Source organism: Stenotrophomonas sp. YJH_SMC_81, from assembly GCF_059370875.1.
Genome location: NZ_JCAFUB010000002.1, coordinates 207,703 through 224,900 on the forward strand (window position 1 = coordinate 207,703; position 17,198 = coordinate 224,900).

The window sequence follows — 17,198 nt, forward strand, 5'->3', positions numbered from 1 at the left end:
CTCTACAAGGTCGCGGCGCGTGAGCGCTGCAGCCAGTCGTTGATCGCCGGATCGAGCCGCGGGTCTTCGGGCAACTGCATGCCGAAGCGTTGCTGCAGCACGTCGCGCACGTCGGCAACATCGTGCAGCGGACGCTTGTCCGGTGCCTGGCCGGGGCGGTACTCGGTGTAGTTGCCGCTGCCGATGGTGCGTCGCCAGTCCGGCCCGGTCAGCGACGCGCGCAGTTGGCCAGGGAAGCTGGAGTCGGGATGGGTGCACACGTACCAGTTGCCCACCACGTTGTCGATCGGTGCGGGCACGTGCAGGTCGAAACGGTACATCGCCCGCCAGCCGTCACCGGATTCGGCGTACAGCACGAAATCCCCCTCGCCAGGCAGCCGCTGCAGCAGATAGCGTTCGTGCGGCGTGGCCTGCGGCTGCGGATCATGCAGCCGCAGCGGCACGGTCGGGGTCAGGCTGCCGAAACCGGCATCCACCAGCCAGTCATCGCCGTCCACCTGCACGCGCAGCAGCAGGTGGGTCCGTGCGGTCAGTTCGCCGTCCTGGGCAGCCAGCAGCACGCGCGCGGTCAATGGCTGCGCATCGAAGCCCAGCGCCTGCAGCAGCGACAGCAGGCCCCCATTGAGTTCGAAGCAGTACCCGCCACGGCGCTCGTCCAGCAGCTTGCGCTGCACGCTGTCCAGGTCGATCGGTACCGCATCGCGCAGCAGGCAGCTGAGGGTCTCGAACGGCAGCACTGCGTTGTGGCGCTGCTGCAGCAGGGTCAGGCCGGCCAGCGTCCGCGGTGGCGGTGCATCCAGCTGCAGGCGCTGCAGGTAGCGGGGGACATCGAGCGTCGTCATGGCGGCACCGGGCGGGGAGGAACGTCCACTGTGCTCCCCCAACCGGGGTTGAGGTCAAGCGCGGCGGCGCGGCATAGCGTCAATTGATGCCGGCTTGAGAGAGGAGGGGCTCTGGTTTTTTGCCTCGGGGATTGGGATCAAAAGAAACTCATTACGCTCGTTAGGCTGGATAACTTTCCCAATTGCATCGTAGCTCTGCAGAGGGAACAGGGATACGCGCGTTGTGAAAGCGCCAAGTACTGCGACCGGAACCCCCAGAACGATTCCCGCCCAAGAGCCATGCATGGCGGAAAGCAGGCCTTCAACCCAAAGCATGCTGCCGAACAGATAGAAGATCATGCCAGTAGCACCGGCAGCGTATCGCCAGCGGCGCTCTCGCTTGGGCATGTGAAATTCAATGCTGGTGCCATCCATGCTGCGCCGTGCCAGTGTACTTATGCCCCTGATATGGCGCCATTTGATGCTTGGCGAGTAGCAGCGCATGAGGCTGAAGTAGGCCCGGCGCTCCTCGCGCCCGACCAGGAGGCCATAGCGCCCTCGAAATGCCTCCTGCAATGTGGACTCCTTTACCCAGCTTGCTTCCAGATCATCCTCTGAATGATCCGCGATCTTCAGCAAGTACTCGCGATCCCGATGCTTTGACTCTCTCCAGCGGTGGAAGCTGTCCATAGGAGGTCCGAAGAACCAGCGCACGATGGTTGCGAGGACCACTATGACAGTACCGATCCCGACAGGGATGCCAAGCGTCTGAATCTGACTCAGTACCGTGCTGATGAGCATGGCTGCAGTTGCTCCGAGGTAATTGTGTGAAACGTAGTTCTATCAGTCGGGATTCTCAGGAGATGAGAAATGGAGATGTTCTCTGTCATCGCATCGTCGCTTGTTGCCGGTACAAGAAGCGAGATCGGATCCGCGAGGAAGAAGATTGGACCTAAAGTTTCTTCGCATACGGCCGATACAGGTGCGTCCCTCTACCTGGAGCCTGTCATGTCGGCCGTTGTCCCCCACCTCCGGTCCCTGCGCACGCGGCTTGCGGCGCTGCGCCCGGCGTCCTCCGGCCTGCTGCTGTGGCTGCAACCGCATCGGCTGAGCGTAGCCAACAAGCTCAAGGCGACCTTGTGGGTCTGTGGCCTGGGACTGGTCGCAATCGCAGCCGTCTACGCCTGGACCGGGCATGCCAGCACGCAGGCTGCGCGCAGCCAGGCCAGCTACCAGCGCGGCAGTGACCTCGCCGCGCGCCTGGCCACGCGGGTGGCCGAAGCGCGCCGCCTGCAGATCCAGTATGCACGCAGTTTCGATGATGCCGACCGCGCGCAGCTGCTTGCCACGCAAAAGGCGCTGCAGGACGATCTGCGGGCGCTGCGCACGATGCCGATGGATGCAGGCCGGCGCAAGGCCCTGCAGGCGCTGACCGAAGCTGCAGGCGCGTTCTCGCAGGGTGTTGCCGCCCTGTTCGAACGGGTCGACGAGATGGGCCGTGGTGAGGCCGGCCTCGCCGCGCAGCTGCAACAGGCTGCAGACACGCTGCAGGGGCAGGTGGATGCGCAGCAGCGGGATGCGCTGGCGTTGTCCCTGCAGAAGATGCGGCGGCAGGAGGCACTGCTGCTGCTCGACGGTGATTCCACCCACGCCGACCGCGCCAGCGAAGAAAAGCTGCCGTTCGATCTCGCGCTGGCGGGCCTGCCCGCGGATGCGCAGGACACCCTGCGCACCGGAATGGAGGCGTATCAGACCGCATTGCTGGGGTATACCGCTGCCCGTGTCGGCCTGGATGTGGAAGCGCAGTCGCTGCTGGATACCGCTGCGGGCGTAGCGCCTGCGCTGGCCGCATTCCAGCAGGCACAAGCCGCGGCACTGGCCCGTGCCCAGACCCGCCAGCAGGCTGGTGCGCGCACGATGAGCGTGCTGTTTGCATTGACCGTGCTGCTGGTCGCCGGTGTGCTGATCACCAGCCTCGTGCTGGTGCTGCGTGCAGTGCGCCAGCCGATCCAGGACACCCTGCACTTCGCCAGCGACATCGCCGACGACCGCCTGGACACCACCCTGCGCGTCTACAACGCCAACGACGAGATCGGCCAGCTGGCGCAGCGCCTGGTCGACATGCAGCAGCGCCTGCGCGCGCGTATCGAGACCGAGCGTGCCGTGGCGCGCGGCAACACCCGGGTGCGCCAGGCATTGGACAGTGCGCAGACCGGTTTGATGGTGATCGATGCGGAAGGGCAGGTCGCCTACGCCAACCCGGCACTGCTGCAGCTGCTTGACCTGCGGAACGAAGCGCTGGTGGGCAGCGACGCGGTACGCCTGCATCCGGCGTTGGCCAGCCTGGCCGGCGTGCGCCAGCGCGAAGAGCGCGAGATCGGCCATGCTGGCACGCGTTACCAGCTGATTGCCAACCCCGTCATCGATGAAGGGCAATTCCTCGGCGTAGCGGTGGAATGGCGCAGTCGTGCGCTGGAGACCCTGCTGGAAACCGAGGTCGCTGCGCTGGTCGATGCTGCAGCACACGGCGACCTGCACGGTCGCATCGCGCTGGAGGGCAAGCAGGGCTTCGTGCGCACGTTGTCGACCAGCATCAACCGCCTGCTGGCGACGTTTGAAACCAACCTCGGCGACCTGCAGGCATTGCTGGCCGCGCTGGCCCGTGGTGACCTCAGTGTGCGCATGGAGGGTGAGCTGCAGGGCGTGTTCGCGCGCATGCGCGATGATGCCAACGCGACGGTCGCTCAGCTGGGCCGCATCGTCACCCGCATCCAGCACGCCACCTCCAGTATCGATACCGGCGTTGGCGAGATCGTTGCCGGTCATCAAGATCTGTCACAGCGCACCGAGCAGCAGGCCGCGAACCTGGAAGAGACCGCCGCTTCCATGCACGAACTGACCGATACGGTCGGTCGCAATGCTGATGCCGCAGGCCGTGCCGACGCGCTGGTCAAGGGTGCGGCTGCGGTGGCGCAGCGCGGCGGCGAGGCTGTCGGTCAGGTGGTGGCGACCATGCAGGGCATCAGCGAGGCATCACGCCGCATCGGCGACATCACCCAGCTGATCGACGGCATCGCCTTCCAGACCAACATCCTGGCGCTGAATGCTGCGGTGGAAGCGGCGCGTGCCGGTGAGCAGGGCCGCAGTTTCGCCGTGGTGGCCGCGGAAGTGCGCCTGCTTGCACAACGCAGCGCAGAGGCGGCCAAGCAGATCAAGGGCCTGATCGAGGATTCGGTGGCGCGTGTGGGACAGGGCAACCAGCAGGCCGAACAGGCCGGCATCACGATGGGCGAGATCGTCGGCAGCGTGCAGCAGCTGGCCGAGCTGCTGGCGGGTATCCGCAGTGCGTCGCAGGACCAGCATGCCGGCATCGCACAGGTGAACCAGACCATCGTGCAGATGGAAGCCAGTACCCAACGCAACGCCAGCCTGGTGGAAGAGGCCGGTGCCTCCACGGCGCAGATGCAGGTCCAGGTGCGTGCCCTGGCCGACGCGGTGGGCGCGTTCCGGTTGCAGTCGATGCCGCAGGCGCGCGCCGCGGCGGCCTGGTCAGCCGAGCGTAGGCTCGGCGCTACATCGGCTGCAGGAACACTGTAGAGCCGAGCCCATGCTCGGCTCACACCAGCGTTCGGCGGCAGGAATCAATACACGTCGCGGCGGTAGCGCCCGTTTTCCAGCAGCGTTTCCACCGCTTCATCACCCAGCGCGGTTCGCAGCACCTGGTCCACGCCCTCGGCCATGCCCTGCAACGACCCACAGACATGGATCACCGCACCGCGCTGTATCCAGTCGCGCAGCGTTCCGGTGGCCGCCTGCAGGCGATCCTGCACATAACCGCCGTCGCCATCGCGCGAGAACGCCAGGTCCACCCGGGCGAGATGGCCATCGGCCTGCCACGCTTCGATCTCGTCGGCGAACAGGAAATCGTGTGCACGCTGGCGTTCGCCGAACAACAGCCAGTGCCCGTGTTCGCCTGCACGGACGGCTTCGCGCAACAGGCTGCGCAGCCCGGCGATGCCGGTGCCGTTGCCGATCAGCACCATCGGCGCGCCAATGACGCGATGGAAACCGGGGTTGCGATGCACGCGGGCGACGATGCCGGCATCGATCGGCGCATGCAACGACAGCCAGCCCGAGCCCAACCCGGCTCGACCGGAGGCGTCATGCACCAGCCGCACCACCAGCTCCACCATGCCATCATCCGTGCAGGAGGCGATCGAATACTCGCGACTGGGCAGCAGCGGCAGCTCGGCCAGCCACAGGCAGGCATCCTGCACCGCCAGCGCAGCATCGGCCTCGGGCAGCTCGCGTTCACTGGCCAGCGCCAGCAGCGTGCGCGGATGGCCATCGACCAGCAGGGGCTGCAGCGGATCCAGCCCATGCGCCTTCAACACGGCACCGGCGTGCTGGGCATTGTGGCGGGGCGCGATGTGCAGGATGTCACCCGCCTGCCACTGCACGTCGGCCGGTGCGGCAAGACGGATACGCCAGATGGCTCCGCCGACGCTGCCAGGGTTGAGGCGGTCGCGGCCGAGCAGGCGCCACTCATGCATCTGCGTAGCCGCAGGCAGCACGCTGTCATCGGTGACGATGCCGGTGAGCGCACCCAGCTCCTGCTGCCACCGGCGCAGCGCCGGGACCGAGGCGGCATCGACGTCGACGCGCTCGAACAGTGCACGCGCGCCGTTTCCGATCAACCAGCCATCGACCCGGCGGCCGAAGCCGCAGTAGTGCGGGTACTGGCGGTCACCCAGCGCGAGCAGGCCGAACTGCAGGCCCGAAAGGTCCAGCGCTTGTGCAAGCAACTGCCGCGCTGCGCGCCGGGCGGCATCGGGCGGCTCGCCGTCGCCGAAGGTGCTCAGCACGAACAGCGCGCTCGATGCACGCAGCAGGAGCGCGGCATCGATGCGCGCCAGCGGCAGCACCTGCACCGCATGGCCGGCCGCCTGCAGCTGGGCCGCCGCGCGCCACGCCAGCTGTTCGCCCAGTCCGCTCTGGCTGGCATGCACCACCAGCCACGCTGCGTTGCCGGCGTCGCTGGCCGGCATCGGTAGCGCCTGGCGCAGCCCGCGCGCGGCACGCTGGCTGCGGCGGCGGTCCAGGTACAGCATCCAGCCGGTGATGAAGAACAGGCTCATGCCCAGGCTGCTGAGCATCACCACCACGCGCCCGGGTACACCGAAGTAGCTGCCCGAATGCAGCGCGAACACGCTGGTGGCCAGCTGTCCGCCCGCGCCCTGGCGTGCGTACGGGCGGGCATCGAGAACCGCACCGCTGGCCGGATCGAGCTGCAGCAGGTCATGCGCACGATCGTGGTGGCCGCCGCGCTGCGACGGATCACCGGCCATCACCCGCACGTTCAGCGCCTGCCCGGGCTTCTCCGGCAGGCGCAGGTCAATGAAGCCGGCGCGCACGCCCGGCAGCGCGTACAGCGTGGCTTCAATGCGGTGCAGGTCCAGCGACGCATCGGTGGCAACCTGGTGCTTGGCCGCCGGTGGGACGCCCAGCAGCGTGCTGGCCGCACTGCGATACCCGTCGAACGACCACCACAGGCCGGTCAGCGCACTCATCAGGTAGATCAGCAGCACCCAGGTGCCGACTACCGAGTGCAGGCTCCACAGGAAGCCGCGCCCGCTGCGTTTCCACTCCACTGCCAGCCAGCTGCGCCAGTGCCACCAGCGTCGTGGCCAGCGCAGGTAGAGGCCGGACAGGGTGAAGAACAGCAGGGCGATGGCACAGCTGCCGGTGATCCACTTGCCGCGTTCGCCCGCGGCAAGGTGGCGATGCAGGTCCTCGACGAAGTCAAAGAACGCCTGGCCGCGCAGGGCGCTGAAGCGCTCACCGCTGTACGGGTCGAAGTACACCCAGTGGTCCTTGCCGCCGGCAAAGCGCGCGACCGACGGCCGCTGTCCGGTGGCATCGATACGCAGGCGTTGCAGGGGGCGTTCGCTGCCGGCCTGCAGCAGCGGCACCAGTTCACTGAGTGCAAGGGGAGGCTGCCCGTCGGCATGGTGCTCGGCGATCTCGGCAAAGCCGGGATTGGCAGCGCGCAGCAGCTCGTCCTCGAAGGACAGCACGGCGCCGCTGAGGCCCATCACGGCCAGGACGGCACCTGCGGTGATGCCCAGCAGCCAGTGCAGTTGGAACAGGACGTTCTTGAACATCGAAGGAGAGGGGCCCGGGAGGCTGCCGCCCGCATCCTGCGCAACAGCAAATGAGAATTAGTCGCGTAATTCTCCGTGGCGCCCCGGCTGCGGTCAAGCTGGAGGTACCGGCCGGGCGGCACCCGGCACCCGCGGTAGTGCCGGCCGCTGGCCGGCAACCTCAGAAGCAACAGCCGAAGCAACAGCGGGTTTCCTGTGAGGAGGCGGGGGGGGGCGGTTGCGGGGGACGGCGCAAGTACGTCCCTGTAGCCTTGGTCACGGCATCCATGCCGCGGACACCCCCTCAACCGGAGCCACCCCGCCTTCGACAGTTTCCTGCGATCTGTCGGAACGGCGTTCTGCTTTGGTGGGTGCCGACCGTTGGTCGGCACGGGGTCTGATTCCGTTCTGAATATCGATATCTGACAGATGTGTCGACCAAGGTCGACACCTACCAACAGCCGCGAAGATCTGTCAGAGGTGGGGCGGTGTCGGAGTGCGGGGTGTCAGCCGCATGGGCCCGAGGCATGCCTCGGGCGGGTTGGGCAGGACGCCCAACCCCGGTCTTGACGTGTGCGCAGGACAGCGCACACGAGCAAGCGGCTGCCAAGCTTACGGGGACGTACATGCAGCGTCCCCCCACTCCGACATCGCCCCGCCAACCCGCGGAATGCCCGCTTTGGCTGTTGGCGTTGCATTGAGCCGGGTGCAGGGCTGCAAGCCCTGCAAAAAACACCCTCACTTCACCCAGCTGTCGATCTCGCCGTGGGCGAACGGTCCCAGCTTCGCTTTTACCATTCGCCCCTGCGCATCGAACAACACGCTGTAGGGCAGCAGGCCTTGCGCGTTGCCGAGCTGCACGCTGGCATCGCGCGGGCCCGGTGTCTCGATCACGATCGGGTAGTCCACTGGCACCTGCTGCAGGAAACCGCGCACGTCGTCCGTGGTGTCCAGCGCCAGACCCAGCACCTGCACACCGTTGTCGCCCTGGGCACCGGCGAAGCGCGCCAGTTCGGGCATCTCTTCCACGCAGGGCGCACACCAGCTGGCCCAGACGTTGATCAGCAGCGGCCGGCCGGCAAAGCGATCGCGCAGGACCAATGGCTGTCCCGCCAGGTCCGGCAGTGTCAGCGCGGGCAACTGATCGCCCACCTGCAGCGTGGGCTTCATGGCCGTCGCCCTGGAAGCCGTCGCTGGCGCGGCAGGTGATGATGGGCCGGGGGCCAGGCGGTGCCCGGCCCACAGGCCGAGGCCGGCGGCCAGCACCGCTGTCCACAGCAGCGCTGGCCGTTGCCACTTCATCGTGCGGTGCGCAGCAGCGCTTCCTCGACCACCGCCTGGGTCAGCAGGGTCGGCAGCACGGTCGGCGGCGCGCCGGGGCCGTACACCACGTACAGCGGTACGCCCACCGCCTTGTGCTCTTCCAGGAACGTGGTGATCTGCGGGTCGACGTTGGTGTAGTCACCGCGCATGTACACCGCATTGGTGCGCTTGAGCAGTTCCTTGAACTCCGGCCGTGACAGCACCGCACGTTCGTTGGCCTTGCAGCTCACGCACCAGTCGGCGGTCATGTTGACGAACACCACGCGGTTGTCGGCGCGCAGGCGGTCCAGCAGCTGCGGCGAATACTCGACCACGTTGTCGCTGGCGGCCTGTGCGGCCCTCGCCGGCGGTGCCAGCTGGGTCACGCCCCAGGCCGGAACCAGTGCACCGATCGCCAGCAGCACGCCGAGCAGGGTCCCCGCACGCGAGCCGGTCCAGCGGTTGCGTTCAAACAGCCACAGGCCGAACGCAAACAGCAGCAGGCCACCCAGCACCAGCGCCATGCCGTCCACGCCGCGCTGCTTGCCCAGCACCCACAGCAGCCACAGCGCAGTGGCGTACATCGGGAAGGCCAGCACGTGCTTGAGCGTTTCCATCCACGGGCCGGGCTTGGGCAGGCGGCGTGCCAGCGCTGGCACGAAGCCGATCAGCAGGAACGGCAGCGCCAGGCCCAGGCCGAGGAACAGGAACACGGTCATCGCCTTCAGCGGCGGGGCAATGAAGGCGTAGGCGATCGCACCGCCCATGAACGGGCCGACGCAGGCACTGCCGACCACGCAGGCCAGCGCACCGGTGAAGAAGTCACCGGCCGGGCCGCTGCGGCTGGCCAGCGACTGGCCAAGGTTGCCGATGCCGCCGCCGAGGGTGAACACGCCGGACAGGCTCAGGCCCACCGCGAACATGATGTAGGCCAGTGCCGCCACCACGCCCGGGTGCTGCAACTGGAAGCCGATGCCGACGGCGTTGCCGATCGCGCGCAGGCTGACCATCAATGCGCCGATCACGGCGAACGCGACCAGCACGCCCAACGTGTACCAGAGCGCGTGGCTGCGGGCGCGCTGCGGGCTTTCGCCGCTCTGCGCCAGGCTCAGCACCTTCAGCGACAGGATCGGCAGCACGCAGGGCATCAGGTTCAGCACCAGTCCACCGGCCAGCGCCAGCAGCAGCACCCAGACGAACGAACGGTCCGGGTTCGGGGTGGTCGCCGGCGGACGCGTGCGAAGCGCATTGTCACCACGCGCGTCGGTGGCGAACGCGTTGCCTGCGCCCTGGCCGCCCGTGGCGGCGGGAGTGGCGTTGCCGTCGTTGGGTACGGTCGGCAGCAGGCGCAGCGGTACGCCATTGGCGGATTCACGCGGCGCACCGGCAGCGTGCAGCGCATTGACGGCTTCCTCGCGCACTGGCGCCTGGCCGGTGCCGGCGGTGAGCTTGCCGGCCGGAATCGACAGCTTCACCCGACGGGTCATCGGCGGGTAGCAGATACCATCGGTCTGGCAGCCCTGGAAGGTCACCACCAGGGTGCTGTCGACCGCATCAGTAACAGTGCGGCGCAGCGGCAGCGGCACTTCCACCTGGTTGAAGTACACCGAGACATCGCCGAAGTGCTCGTCGCGATGCGACTGCGCGGCCGGCCAGCGCGGCTTGTCGGCGAGCACGCCGGCGCTGCCTTCCAGCTTCAGCGAAGTGCGGTCGCGGTACAGGTAGTAGCCGGGTGCCGGGCTGAAGCGCAGCAGCAGGGTGTTGCCGTCGCTGGCGATGGCATCGAAGCCGAACGCCTGTTCCGACGGCAGCGGCAGCGCCTGGCTGTTGTTGGCCGCGCCCGGCAGGCGCAGGCCACCGCTGTTGCCGGCACCGGCCAGCGGGTTGTTGAACGGACTGGCGGCACCGGTACGCGCGGCAGGCACCGCGGCCGCCGCACCGGCACCCGGCAGGGTGACCTGCACCACGCGCTTCTGCGGCGGGTAGCAGACGCCGGCATCGGCGCAGCCCTGGTAGCGGACTTCCAGGCTGATGGTGCCGGCGGCGTCCGTCGGCGTGCCGGGCAGGGTGGCCTGCAGGCGCTCCCGATAGGTTTCGACCTCGCCGAAGAAATCATCGTGGTGCCTGTCACCCTTGGGCATCTGCAGCGTGCCGGCATTGAATGCCGGATCCGCCTTGACGCTGGTGCGGTGGCGATACAGGTAGTAGCCCGGTGCGATCTTGAACTGCAGTTGCACCTGGCCCCGTTCGGGGGCCGTGGCGGTCAGCGCGAACGCCTGGTCCACCGGCAGCAGGTCCTTCTCATCCAGGGCCAAGGCGGGCAGCGAGAGCCACAACAGGGCGCACAAGGCAGCGCCACGCGCAAACAGAGTCTTCAATCAGTGTCCTCCCGGGTCTGTGCCCGGATCCAGTCCAGATACGCCGGCAGGCCGGCCCGGGTTTCGACCGCGATGCACTCCGGGAGTTCATACGGATGCAGTTCGACGATCCGGGCGATTGCGTCATCGATGCGGCTCGCGGTGGTCTTTACCAGCAGCTGCAGCTCGGCATCGGTGGTCACCTCGCCCTGCCAGCGGTAGGTGGACTGCGCGCCATCAAGGCGGGTCACGCACGCGGCCAGGCGCTCGCCGACCAGCGCGTGCGCAATGCGCTCTGCACTGGCCCGGTCCGGGCAGGTGGTCAACAGCAGCAGGACGGGATCGACGATCGGCATGACCGCCGAGTATAGGGCCGCCGCCGGGTCAGGGCCCGGCGGCGGCAGTGGACCGCTGCGTTGCGCGGTCAGTTGGCCAGCTGGCAGGTGGCTGGCTTGGCCGAGGTGAACAGGGCCGGGGTCGCCCACTCGGGGTGGTCGATGAACGGGTTGCGATTGCCCTGGAAGCTGTAGACCACGTCATTGCGGGCACGCTCGGCATCATCCGGCGGATCGGACAGGTGCCAGTCGATCAGCGTCGACAGCAGGCCCATGTAGGCCGGCGAACTGCTGGTCTTGACGATCTTGCTGCGGTCGTCGGTCAGCTCCAGGTCCGGCTCGGACTGACCGGTGGCCGCATCCTTGCCGCCCTCATAGCGGATCGCCATGTACATCACCGCACGCGCCATGTCGCCCTTGCGCTTGCCCCACACCTCGAAGGTGCCGGTGTTGCCGTCCGGCGTGCGCACCCAGTTGGAATTGCCCGGGTAGCCACCGCTGCCGCCGCCCTGCCCATTGTTGGCTTCGGTGGCACGCTCGCCGCAGCTGGCATCGCACTTGGCGAACGGCTTGTTGCCACGGTCGGCGTTCCACTGCGCGTCGGTCAGGTACAGCATGTGGGTGTCGGTGTACGGCGCGTAGGGCAGGCCCTTGTCACCGGTGGTGGTGGCAAAGCCCAGCGAGTTCGGCCAAGTGTGCTCGCGGTTGTAGGTCAGGCCGCTGCCGGTGCCCGCACGATCACTGACCTTGGCGTAGCTGCGGTTGCGGTACGCATCGAGGATGCGGTTCGGGTTGTTCGGATCCTCGTCGGCGATTTCCAGGATGGTCCAGGTGCTGGTGCCCGAGCCGCTGTACGGGTAGGCGGTATGGCCCTTGATGGTGGCGTGCAGCGAGCAGCGCAGCTGGCTGGGGCTGCTGGTGTTGACCCTGGAGTAGTAGCCGGCCGGCACGCCCGGGTTGCCCGGGTCCGGATTGCCGCCGGTGCTGGCCACGGTGAAGGCGATGCGGCTGTCGGCGGCCGGATGCGCGCCCTGCAGGTCGGTGATGCGCGCAGCGCGGATGTCGAAGCGGCAGGCTTCACCGGCCACCAGCGCGGTGTTGGTGGACAGCTTCACGCTGCGGCCGCTGGCCGGGAAGGTCAGCGGCACGGTGCCGGAGGTGCCGCAGCTCAGGGCGAAGGCGCCACTGGCCAGGTTCACCGTCTCGCTGAACACCACTTCCAGGTCGGCGGCAGCCGGGAAGGTGCTGCTGCCCTGCGCCGGGGTGGTGGTGGAGACTGACGGCGGCGTGTTAGGGCCTGGCGTGCCGCCGCCGCTGAAGGTCTGGCCGTTGTTGCAGCTGCCGAACGTCTGGCCGGCCGATTCGGCCCAGGTGAAGTGGGCGTACTGGCTGCCGCTGCCGGTCAGCTGCAGCGAGGTGCCCGGCGCGGTGCTGTTGCTTTCGGCCACCGGGATGTTCTGGCTGGTCATGCCCGCGGCAGGGCCACCGGAGGCGGTGATGGCGCCCTCGTAGCTGAGGAACTGGACCACCTTGCCGCTGGCATCGACCAGGGCGATGCCGTCGTTCGGACCATTCTGGAGGCCGTTGGTCGGATAGTTGACCACGGCGATGGTGGCGCTGCCGCAGCCGGCGGCGGTGCCGGCCGGGACCGGATTGTTGGCGTAGACGGTGGCGGCCGACGGGTTGCTGCCGTTGTAGAGGTACAGGCGGTAGCCGGACAGGTCCTCACCGGCAGTGGCTACGACCTCGATCGCTTCGCCGACGTCACCGGCGGCGGTGCTGTCGTCGTAGTGCAGTTCATTGATGAAGACCTCGGCCTGGACCGGCGCAGCGGCCAGCGCCAGCAGGCAGGCGGCGGCAAGCGGGGACAGCAATCGCATCGACTACTCCTTGTGATTGGGAATGCCTGACCGAGCCTAAGGCCGATCCAGTGACACTTTGTCGTAAATGAACGTCAGATATCTGACAGTGCGACGCTTGTCACCGAAATTGATCTGGACCGACGCCCTGGCCGAGGCGCGCGGGCGAAAAAATTTTTTCATTCCGCCCTTGAAAGGGGGCGGCAGGGCTCCATCTCTGCCCTGCTCCCGACGTTGTCGGGTTTCTTCACGTGCGGTTCTGGCACTCGCCTGGGGTGAGTGCTAACATCGCCGGACTTTTTTAGACCAATCAATCACTTAAGAGGTCTCCTATGAGCATCAAGCCGCTGCACGACCGCGTTGTGGTCAAGCCGATCGAAGCCGACGAAATCTCCGCCGGTGGCATCGTCATCCCCGACTCGGCCAAGGAAAAGTCCACCAAGGGTGAGGTCGTGGCCGTCGGCCCGGGCAAGCCGCTGGACAACGGCAACGTGCGCGCGCCGTCGCTGAAGGTCGGCGACAAGGTCATCTACGGCCAGTACGCCGGCAGCTCGTACAAGAGCGAAGGCGTCGAATACAAGGTCCTGCGCGAAGACGACGTGCTCGCCGTCATCGGCTGAGCTTCGGCGCGACCTGTTTCAACCTGATCCCAAACTCCCAGCCGCCGGGCCTCGTCCGGCGCTACCAATGAGGTAAATGCAATGGCTGCCAAGGATATTCGTTTCGGTGAAGACGCCCGTTCGCGCATGGTGCGCGGCGTCAATGTTCTCGCCAATGCCGTCAAGGCCACCCTGGGCCCGAAGGGCCGCAACGTCGTGCTGGAAAAGAGCTTCGGCGCCCCGACCATCACCAAGGACGGCGTCTCCGTCGCCAAGGAAATCGAACTGGCTGACAAGTTCGAGAACATGGGCGCGCAGATGGTGAAGGAAGTCGCGTCGCGCACCAACGACGATGCCGGCGACGGCACCACCACCGCCACCGTGCTGGCCCAGGCCCTGATCCGCGAAGGCGCCAAGGCCGTTGCCGCCGGCATGAATCCGATGGACCTCAAGCGCGGTATCGACAAGGCCGTTTCGGCTGCCGTCGCCGAGCTGAAGAACATCTCCAAGCCGACCGCCGACGACAAGGCGATTGCCCAGGTCGGTACCATCTCGGCCAACTCGGATGAGTCGATCGGCCAGATCATCGCTGACGCGATGAAGGAAGTCGGCAAGGAAGGCGTCATCACCGTTGAAGAAGGCTCGGGCCTGGACAACGAGCTGGACGTGGTCAAGGGCATGCAGTTCGACCGCGGCTACCTGTCGCCGTACTTCATCAACAACCAGCAGTCGCAGACCGCTGACCTGGATGACCCGTTCATCCTGCTGCACGACAAGAAGATCTCCAACGTCCGTGACCTGCTGCCGGTGCTGGAAGGCGTCGCCAAGGCCGGCAAGCCGCTGCTGATCGTGGCCGAGGAAGTTGAAGGCGAAGCGCTGGCGACCCTGGTGGTCAACACCATCCGTGGCATCGTCAAGGTCGTGGCCGTCAAGGCCCCGGGCTTCGGCGACCGTCGCAAGGCGATGCTGGAAGACATGGCCGTGCTGACCGGCGGCACCGTGATCTCCGAAGAAGTCGGCCTGTCGCTGGAAAAGGCCACCATCAAGGACCTGGGCCGCGCCAAGAAGGTGCAGGTCTCCAAGGAGAACACCACCATCATCGACGGCGTCGGCGACAAGGCCAACGTTGATGCACGCGTGGCGCAGATCAAGACCCAGATCCAGGACACCTCCTCGGATTACGATCGCGAGAAGCTGCAGGAACGCGTGGCCAAGCTGGCCGGCGGCGTTGCGGTGATCAAGGTCGGCGCCTCGACCGAAATCGAAATGAAGGAAAAGAAGGATCGCGTCGACGACGCCCTGCACGCCACCCGTGCAGCCGTTGAAGAAGGCGTGGTCCCGGGCGGCGGCGTTGCCCTGGTCCGCGCGATCACCGCGCTGGCCGGCCTGAAGGGTGCCAACGAAGACCAGAACCACGGCATCCAGATTGCCCTGCGTGCGATGGAAGCCCCGCTGCGCGAGATCGTGGCCAACGCTGGCGACGAGCCGTCGGTCATCATCAACAAGGTCAAGGAAGGCACCGGCAGCTTCGGCTACAACGCGGCCACCGGCGAGTTCGGCGACATGCTGCAGTTCGGCATCCTGGACCCGACCAAGGTGACCCGTTCGGCCCTGCAGAACGCGGCCTCGATCGCCGGCCTGATGATCACCACCGAAGCCATGGTTGCCGAAGCTCCGAAGAAGGACGAGCCGGCCATGGGCGGCGCTGGTGGCATGGGTGGCATGGGCGGCATGGGCGGCATGGACTTCTAAGTCCACGCCTCCGGCGGTCGTTGCCGGCCTCGGTCGGCACGCCTTCCCGATGTGATGTAAAGAAGAACCCCGCCGCAAGGCGGGGTTTTTCGTTGCCCGGTTGCCGTCGCCGCAGTGCATCGCTACGCTCGGTAACCATGCCTACCTCGTTCATCGTCGTTGACGACTTCCTTTCTCCCGCCGATGCGCAGGGGTTGCGCCAGGCGGCACTGGGCCTGGACTATCCCGTCCAGGAGGGCGCATTCCCCGGCCGCAATTCACAGCAGCGGCTGGAGTTGGAGGGACTGTCCGGTGCGGTCTCGCGACTGGTCAACGAACCGCTGCGGCCGGTCAACCCGCTGCAGTCGCACGGCAAGTTCCGCCTTACCCTCGCCGGCGACATCGGCCGCGCCAAGGTACACGCCGACCACTCGCACTGGTCGGGCATTCTCTACCTGAGTGCACCGGAGCACTGCGAGGGCGGCACCGAGTTCTTCCGCCATCGCCGTACCGGCACCGAGCGCATGGCCCTGGACGCGGCGGAGCTGGCCGCATTGGGCTACGCCAACGGCGGCGACATGCATCGCGACATCATCGAGCGCGACAGCAACGACGACAGCCAGTGGGAAATGACCATGCGCATTCCGATGCGCTTCAACCGGCTGGTGCTGCTGCGGCCCTGGTTCTGGCACACCGCCGGGCCAGCGTTCGGTGATCGACCGGAGAATGGCCGGCTGGTATACCTGATGTTCTTCGAGCAGGCGCGTTGAAGAGTGCCATCCACGCTTGGCGTGGATGCTCCTCTCCCAGCCGCGTTCGCCATGCAGGCGTCATCGCACCCTCATTCGACGAATGCCTTCGCCGCGCCATACTCCCACTGCCACGGCACGCCGGTATCGCCCAGTACGAATGCCACCAGTGCCGGGAACGCAGCTTCCGCCCGTACATCGTTGCCCAGAATCACCACGCAGCGTTTGTGCCGTTCGATGCACACCAGCGTGTTGCCGACCGCATCGTCGTGGCCGCCCTTGTAGAAACCTGCGCCCTGCGGGCCGCGGAACGTCACCACGCCCAAACCCGCGGCCAGATCCTTGCGTTGCTGCGCCACGGGCAGCTCCGGCTGCAGCGTGGGGAACTGGCTGGCGGTGGTGATCGGCAGCTGCGGCCGCACCAGTTCCCTGCGCATTGCAGGCGACAGCCCATCGCCGCGGACATAGCCGGCGGCGAAGCGCGCCATGTCGGCGATGGTGGTATCCATCGAACCGGCCGCACGCACGCGGCTGCGTTCATCGTGCGGCTCGGCCGTGCCTTCCGCTGTCCAGCCATCGGCCAGGTTGGCGGCGAAATCCTCACGCCACATCATGCTGGTGCGGACCATGCCGAAGCGGTCGAATACCTGCCGCTGCATCAATGCACCCACGTCCTGGCCCAGCCGTCCACGCTCGATCACGAACTGCAACAGGATCAGCCCTTCGCCGGAATACCCATAACGACTGCCCGGATCGAAGTGGAACTTCAGGCGGCCATCCGGTTCGAGAAAGCCGAAGTTGGCGAAGCCACTGGAATGGTTGAGCAGCAGGCGCGGGGTGAGCTGGCGCCAGCGCGCATCATCGGCCAGTACGCTGTAGTCGGCGTACTTCTTCGGCTCTGGCGGGTAGTCCGGCAGCGGCTTGTCCAGCGCCGTGGCGATGCTGGCGTCCAGCTCGATCCGCGCGTCCTGGGCAAGCTGTGCGACCAGGTGGCCGAACGCCATCTTGGTCAGCGAGGCGGCGTACATCACGGTATCGGTGCGCAGTGGCTCGCCTGCGGCGTTGCGTTCGCCGTAGGCGGCCACGTGTACCACCTTGCCGCCATCGATCACCGCCAGCGCCATCCCGCGCGCATGCGCCGCCTGCATCAGCCGCTGTGCTTCGGCATCGATGCGCGCGGGCGAGGGTAGCGGCGGCGCGGCCAGCACGGCCGGCGGGAGCAGCGTCAGCAACAGCAGGACAGCACGGCGCATGCGTGGAACTCCTGGCGGGACGTGGCGCGATGCTACGCCTGCCAGCTCC

12 protein-coding genes are annotated in these 17,198 nt (G+C 67.1%); 4 read left to right on the forward strand and 8 right to left on the reverse strand.

Features of this window, described 5'->3' with window-relative positions; genetic code table 11:
• Positions 1-2 precede the first annotated feature (2 nt).
• Entirely contained in the window at positions 3-842 is an 840-nt protein-coding gene (locus AC5P8U_RS04560; RefSeq protein WP_072167282.1) for an arylamine N-acetyltransferase family protein, read from the reverse strand.
• Between the two features lie 54 nt (positions 843-896).
• Complete coding sequence (locus AC5P8U_RS04565) at positions 897-1,622, reverse strand: hypothetical protein (protein WP_188240571.1); 726 nt, start codon at positions 1,620-1,622, stop codon at positions 897-899.
• Positions 1,623-1,829: 207 nt separating this feature from the next.
• On the opposite strand from AC5P8U_RS04565, the gene AC5P8U_RS04570 reads away from it, so the two are divergent.
• Positions 1,830-4,418, forward strand: coding sequence for a methyl-accepting chemotaxis protein (locus AC5P8U_RS04570; RefSeq protein ID WP_111008100.1), 2,589 nt, complete (start codon positions 1,830-1,832; stop codon positions 4,416-4,418).
• 44 nt (positions 4,419-4,462) lie between these two features.
• On the opposite strand, the gene AC5P8U_RS04575 is transcribed toward AC5P8U_RS04570, so the two are convergent.
• The 5 genes from AC5P8U_RS04575 to AC5P8U_RS04595 form a co-directional block, all read right to left on the reverse strand.
• Complete coding sequence (locus tag AC5P8U_RS04575; RefSeq protein ID WP_495213942.1) at positions 4,463-6,985, reverse strand: PepSY domain-containing protein; 2,523 nt, start codon at positions 6,983-6,985, stop codon at positions 4,463-4,465.
• A gap of 717 nt (positions 6,986-7,702) precedes the next feature.
• Positions 7,703-8,266, reverse strand: a complete 564-nt coding sequence (locus AC5P8U_RS04580; protein WP_111007871.1) for a TlpA family protein disulfide reductase — start codon at positions 8,264-8,266, stop codon at positions 7,703-7,705.
• Entirely contained in the window at positions 8,263-10,644 is a 2,382-nt protein-coding gene (locus AC5P8U_RS04585; protein ID WP_072167278.1) for a protein-disulfide reductase DsbD family protein, read from the reverse strand. Before AC5P8U_RS04585 ends, AC5P8U_RS04580 begins: the two co-directional genes overlap by 4 nt.
• The gene (gene cutA, locus AC5P8U_RS04590; protein WP_065196842.1) at positions 10,641-10,979 is read right to left on the reverse strand and encodes a divalent-cation tolerance protein CutA; all 339 of its coding nucleotides are present in this window, start codon (positions 10,977-10,979) and stop codon (positions 10,641-10,643) included. Before cutA ends, AC5P8U_RS04585 begins: the two co-directional genes overlap by 4 nt.
• A gap of 68 nt (positions 10,980-11,047) precedes the next feature.
• Positions 11,048-12,838 carry an endonuclease gene (locus AC5P8U_RS04595; protein WP_065196843.1) on the reverse strand — a complete coding sequence of 597 codons (1,791 nt, stop codon included), beginning with the start codon at positions 12,836-12,838 and terminating at the stop codon, positions 11,048-11,050.
• A 311-nt stretch (positions 12,839-13,149) separates the two neighbouring features.
• Between AC5P8U_RS04595 and AC5P8U_RS04600 the strand changes: the two genes are divergently transcribed.
• From AC5P8U_RS04600 to AC5P8U_RS04610, 3 genes are all read left to right on the forward strand, one after another.
• Positions 13,150-13,437, forward strand: coding sequence for a co-chaperone GroES (locus AC5P8U_RS04600; protein ID WP_005411227.1), 288 nt, complete (start codon positions 13,150-13,152; stop codon positions 13,435-13,437).
• 81 nt (positions 13,438-13,518) lie between these two features.
• A complete protein-coding gene (gene groL, locus AC5P8U_RS04605; protein ID WP_005411226.1) occupies positions 13,519-15,168 on the forward strand; it encodes a chaperonin GroEL in 1,650 nt (549 codons plus the stop codon).
• A 137-nt stretch (positions 15,169-15,305) separates the two neighbouring features.
• The gene (locus tag AC5P8U_RS04610) at positions 15,306-15,917 is read left to right on the forward strand and encodes a DUF6445 family protein (protein WP_061478148.1); all 612 of its coding nucleotides are present in this window, start codon (positions 15,306-15,308) and stop codon (positions 15,915-15,917) included.
• A 71-nt stretch (positions 15,918-15,988) separates the two neighbouring features.
• Here AC5P8U_RS04610 and AC5P8U_RS04615 read toward each other — a convergent pair whose 3' ends face one another.
• On the reverse strand, positions 15,989-17,149 hold the full coding sequence (locus AC5P8U_RS04615; RefSeq protein WP_061478147.1) for a serine hydrolase domain-containing protein: 1,161 nt from the start codon (positions 17,147-17,149) through the stop codon (positions 15,989-15,991).
• Positions 17,150-17,198 lie beyond the last annotated feature (49 nt).

Bases quoted from the DNA above. Each gene is read 5' to 3' on its own strand.
- groL (WP_005411226.1), top strand. From the start codon at position 13,519: ATGGCTGCCAAGGATATTCGTTTCGGTGAAGACGCCCGTTCGCGCATG.
- cutA (WP_065196842.1), bottom strand. From the start codon at position 10,979: ATGCCGATCGTCGATCCCGTCCTGCTGCTGTTGACCACCTGCCCGGAC.
- AC5P8U_RS04615 (WP_061478147.1), bottom strand. From the start codon at position 17,149: ATGCGCCGTGCTGTCCTGCTGTTGCTGACGCTGCTCCCGCCGGCCGTG.
- AC5P8U_RS04570 (WP_111008100.1), top strand. From the start codon at position 1,830: ATGTCGGCCGTTGTCCCCCACCTCCGGTCCCTGCGCACGCGGCTTGCG.
- AC5P8U_RS04610 (WP_061478148.1), top strand. From the start codon at position 15,306: ATGCCTACCTCGTTCATCGTCGTTGACGACTTCCTTTCTCCCGCCGAT.
- AC5P8U_RS04565 (WP_188240571.1), bottom strand. From the start codon at position 1,622: ATGCTCATCAGCACGGTACTGAGTCAGATTCAGACGCTTGGCATCCCT.
- AC5P8U_RS04580 (WP_111007871.1), bottom strand. From the start codon at position 8,266: ATGAAGTGGCAACGGCCAGCGCTGCTGTGGACAGCGGTGCTGGCCGCC.
- AC5P8U_RS04595 (WP_065196843.1), bottom strand. From the start codon at position 12,838: ATGCGATTGCTGTCCCCGCTTGCCGCCGCCTGCCTGCTGGCGCTGGCC.
- AC5P8U_RS04560 (WP_072167282.1), bottom strand. From the start codon at position 842: ATGACGACGCTCGATGTCCCCCGCTACCTGCAGCGCCTGCAGCTGGAT.
- AC5P8U_RS04575 (WP_495213942.1), bottom strand. From the start codon at position 6,985: ATGTTCAAGAACGTCCTGTTCCAACTGCACTGGCTGCTGGGCATCACC.
- AC5P8U_RS04600 (WP_005411227.1), top strand. From the start codon at position 13,150: ATGAGCATCAAGCCGCTGCACGACCGCGTTGTGGTCAAGCCGATCGAA.